Source organism: Pengzhenrongella sp. (assembly GCF_036565025.1).
Classification (GTDB): Bacteria; Actinomycetota; Actinomycetes; order Actinomycetales; family Cellulomonadaceae; genus Pengzhenrongella.
In genome coordinates this window covers 1-3645 of sequence record NZ_DATCNW010000410.1, presented here as the reverse complement: position 1 = coordinate 3645, position 3645 = coordinate 1, and the positions used below count along the sequence as shown (strand labels likewise).

The window sequence follows — 3645 nt, the reverse complement described above, 5'->3', positions numbered from 1 at the left end:
GTTCTTCAACGCGGTCCTGTACATCAACGACAACGCCAAATGGCCGCTGCAGCTCGTGCTGCGCTCCTACGTCCTGCAGGGCGTGAGCCTGCCCGGCGGCGGCACCGGGACCGCCGACGTCGTCAAGGGCGCCGTCACCGGCCTGCCCCTCCAGATGGCCGTCATGGTCCTGGCGATCATCCCGATCCTGCTGGTCTACCCCTTCGTCCAACGCCACTTCACCAAGGGCGTCATCTTCGGCGCCGTCAAGGGCTGAAAGGGGCTGTGCTTTGGCGTTGGGTGAGGACCGGAGCCAGGAGGCGGGTCTCGGCCGGGAGGGTGCCGGCCACGCGGGCGACGGCCATCTCGACGGCGACGCGGCCGATCGCCAGGGCGGGGATGTCCACGGCGGTGAGCGGGATCGGCTGGCCGACGGCGATGTCGAGCGGGCACACCGCGACCAGCGAGATGTCGTCGGGGATGACCTTGCCGCGCTCGCGCAGCGTGCCGATGACTGCCGGCAACGCGACCTCGTTGTGCACGACCATCGCCGTCACGTCCGGCATCCGCTGGAGCACCTGGTCGACGGCGACCAGCGCGCCCGTCGGGGACGACTCGCACGGCTCGTAGATGCCCTCGAGCCCGAGCTCGGCGATCTGCGCCGTGAACCCGCGCAGCATCCGGTCGGCATAGGACGTGTGCCGTTCGAGCACCGCGCGCGGTGAGCCGATCAGGGCGATCTTCCGGTGGCCCAGCTGGGCCAGGTGCCGCACGGCGGTCCGGCCCGCGGCCTCGAAGTCCAGGTCGACGCACGACAGGCCCTGGGGGTTGCTGGGCAGCCCGATCAGCACCGAGGGCTGGCGCAGGGCGGCGAGGACGGGCACCCGCGGGTCGTCCGCCTCGATGTCCATCATGATCAGCGCGTCGACCATCGAGCCGTCGCCGACGCGCTCGAGGCCCGCGCCGTCGTCCTGGGTGAGCAGCAGGATGTCGTGCTCGAAGGTCCGCGCGCTGGTGACGACCCCCGCAACGAACTGCATGATGACACTGACGTTCACCCCGGCGCGCAGGGGTGCCATCAGGGCGATCACGTTGGTGCGACTGGACGCGAGCGCGCGCGCACCGGCGTGCGGGCGGTAGCCGAGCTTGCGGATGCTGCGCTCGACCCGCTGGCGGGTCGGCGCCGAGATCGGTCGCTTGCCGGACAGGACATAGGACACCGTCGAGGTCGACACCCCCGCGGCCCGCGCCACGTCGTCGATGGTTGCCACACTCACGCCCTGTCCTGATCGCAGTGCCGGAACGTCCCGGCGGCCGGCGGTGAGGCCCGTATCGGCGCCCCACCCTAGCGCGGGCGCCGGCCTCGCCTGCACAACCGGCTCCTGCGCCAATCGCCGCAATCCTACGCGGAACCGCTTCGACGCGCCCTGCGAACGGAAACGCGTCGAGATGGGAGACTGGCGTCCGGACGCGCCGCGCAACTGCGGGCTCGGGCGCCTGGAACCGCTTCGATGAAAAGCCGCGCGCGAGACAGAGGCAATGGTGCACCTGACCCCGACGACTGCGAACGTCACCCCCCAGCGGGAGACCCGACCCGACCGACCGGGCCTCGACGCGCTCACCCGCGAGCTCGGGCTGCTGTACGGCTGCGACTACAACCCCGAGCAGTGGCCGCGCGAGGTGTGGCGCGAGGACGTCGCCCTGATGCGGGCGGCCGGGGTGAACCTGGTGACCGTCGGCGTGTTCAGCTGGGCGCTGCTCGAGCCGCGGCACGGAGAGCTCGATCTCGACTGGCTGGGCGACGTGCTGGACCTGATGCACTCGGCCGGCATCGCCGTCGACCTGGCGACCCCCACCGCGTCCCCGCCCGCATGGCTGGGCCTGCGCTCGCCCGAGGTGCGCGCGGTGAACGCCGACGGCGTCCGGCTCAGCCACGGTTCGCGCAACCACTTCTGCCCCTCCTCGCCCGTCTACCGCGCGGCGGCGCTGCGGATCGCGGGTGCGCTGCTGGACCGGTTCGGCGACCACCCGGCCGTGCGCATGTGGCACATCGGCAACGAGTACGGCCAGGTGTGCCACTGCGACCTGTGCGGCGGGGAGTTCCAGGCCTGGCTGCGCCGGCGGTACGGCACCGTCGAGTCGCTGAACACGGCGTGGGGCACGACCTTCTGGAGCCAGCGCTACGACGACTGGTCCGAGATCGTGCCGCCACGCGCGGCGCCGTACCTCATCAACCCGACACAGAACCTCGACTTCAGCCGGTTCGCGTCCGACCAGTTGCTCGCGCTGTACGTCGAGCAGCGCGACCTCGTGCGCCGGGCCGCACCGGGGGTCCCGGTCACGACCAACTTCATGGGCTTCCACCCGCTCACCGACTATTGGCGGTGGGCGCCTGAGGTCGACGTCGTCGCGGACGATGCTTATCCCGACCCCGCCGATCCGGACTCCCCGGTGCGGCAGTCCCTCGCGCACGATCTGATGCGCGGGCTCGCCGGCGGGACGGCTTGGATGCTCCTGGAGCAGGCCGCGAGCGCGGTGAACTGGCGCGAGCACAACCTGCCCAAGACCCCGGCACGGATGCGGCTGGACTCCCTGCGGGCGATCGCGCGCGGCGCGGACGGGTCGTGCTACTTCCAGTGGCGCCAGTCCGCGTTCGGCGCCGAGCGCTTCCACTCCGCGCTCGTTCCGCACGCCGGACCGGACACCCGACTGCACCGCGCCGTCGTCGCGCACGGCGCCGAGCTGCGCCGCCTCGGCGCCCTCGTGGGTGCGCGGGTCGAGGCGCGGGCCGCGCTCGTCTTCGACTGGTCGAGCTGGTGGGCCGCGCACGAGCCGGCCGGGCCGAGCCGGCGCCTGGCGGTGATGGACCAGGTCCTCGCCTACTACCGGCCGCTGTGGCGTGCGGGCATCGCGGTCGACGTCGTGCACCCCGGCGGCGACCTGTCGGGCTACGACCTCGTCGTCGCACCCCAGCTGTACCTGGTCACCGACGACGATGCGGCGAACCTGCGGGGCGTCGTCGAGCGCGGGGGAGTCCTGCTGCTGGGACCGTTCTCCGGGGTCGCCGACGCGGACGCGCACATCCGGCTCGGCCGGTTCCCCGTCCCGTTCGCGGACCTGGTCGGCGGGTCGGGTGAGGAGTTCTGCCCCCTGCCCGACGGCGGTGTGCCTGTCACCTCCGGCGCGCTCGGCGACTTCACCGCGACGGTCTGGGGGGAGCGGCTGCGCGTGGACGACGGAGAGGCGGTCGCGTCCTACGCCGGCGCGGACCTCGACGGTTCGCCCGCGGTGCTGCGCCGCCGGTCCGCCGCCGGCGGGGCGGCCTGGTACGTCGGGACCATCCCGCCGCTCGGCGTGCTCGAGGTGATCGTGGCCCGCTGCGCGGCCGCCGCAGGGCTCAACGGCGCGCTCGCCGGCTCGGGCGCGCTGCCCGACGGCGTCGAGGCGGTCCGGCGCGGCGACGTGCTCTTCCTGCTCAACACCGCCGCCGCCGAACGGTCGGTGCCGCTCGCCGGGACCCATCGCGACCTGCTCACGGGCGAGGTCCACCCGGGCACCGTGCGCCTGCGCGCCGAGGGCGCCGTCGCCCTGGTCGAGGGCTCGCCGTGAGCGGCGGCGACGACCGGCGGGCCGCCGACGCGCTGTGGTTCGACCGCCCCGCGGCGA

The 3645-nt window shown here is 73.2% G+C and carries 2 protein-coding genes and 1 pseudogene; 2 read left to right on the top strand and 1 reads right to left on the bottom strand.

The window, feature by feature from the left end; genetic code table 11:
* Positions 1-256 (top strand): annotated as a pseudogene (locus tag VIM26_RS23310) (carbohydrate ABC transporter permease); the annotation flags it as partial.
* Here VIM26_RS23310 and VIM26_RS23305 read toward each other — a convergent pair.
* Positions 246-1250 (bottom strand): LacI family DNA-binding transcriptional regulator, encoded by a 1005-nt coding sequence (locus VIM26_RS23305; RefSeq protein ID WP_331955719.1) that lies wholly within the window; start codon positions 1248-1250, stop codon positions 246-248. The pseudogene VIM26_RS23310 and the gene VIM26_RS23305 overlap by 11 nt on opposite strands.
* Before the next feature lie 268 nt (positions 1251-1518).
* On the opposite strand from VIM26_RS23305, the gene VIM26_RS23300 reads away from it, so the two are divergent.
* The gene (locus tag VIM26_RS23300) at positions 1519-3588 is read left to right on the top strand and encodes a beta-galactosidase (RefSeq protein ID WP_331955718.1); all 2070 of its coding nucleotides are present in this window, start codon (positions 1519-1521) and stop codon (positions 3586-3588) included.
* The last annotated feature ends 57 nt before the right edge of the window (positions 3589-3645 follow it).

Bases quoted from the DNA above. Each gene is read 5' to 3' on its own strand.
- VIM26_RS23300 (WP_331955718.1), top strand. From the start codon at position 1,519: ATGGTGCACCTGACCCCGACGACTGCGAACGTCACCCCCCAGCGGGAG.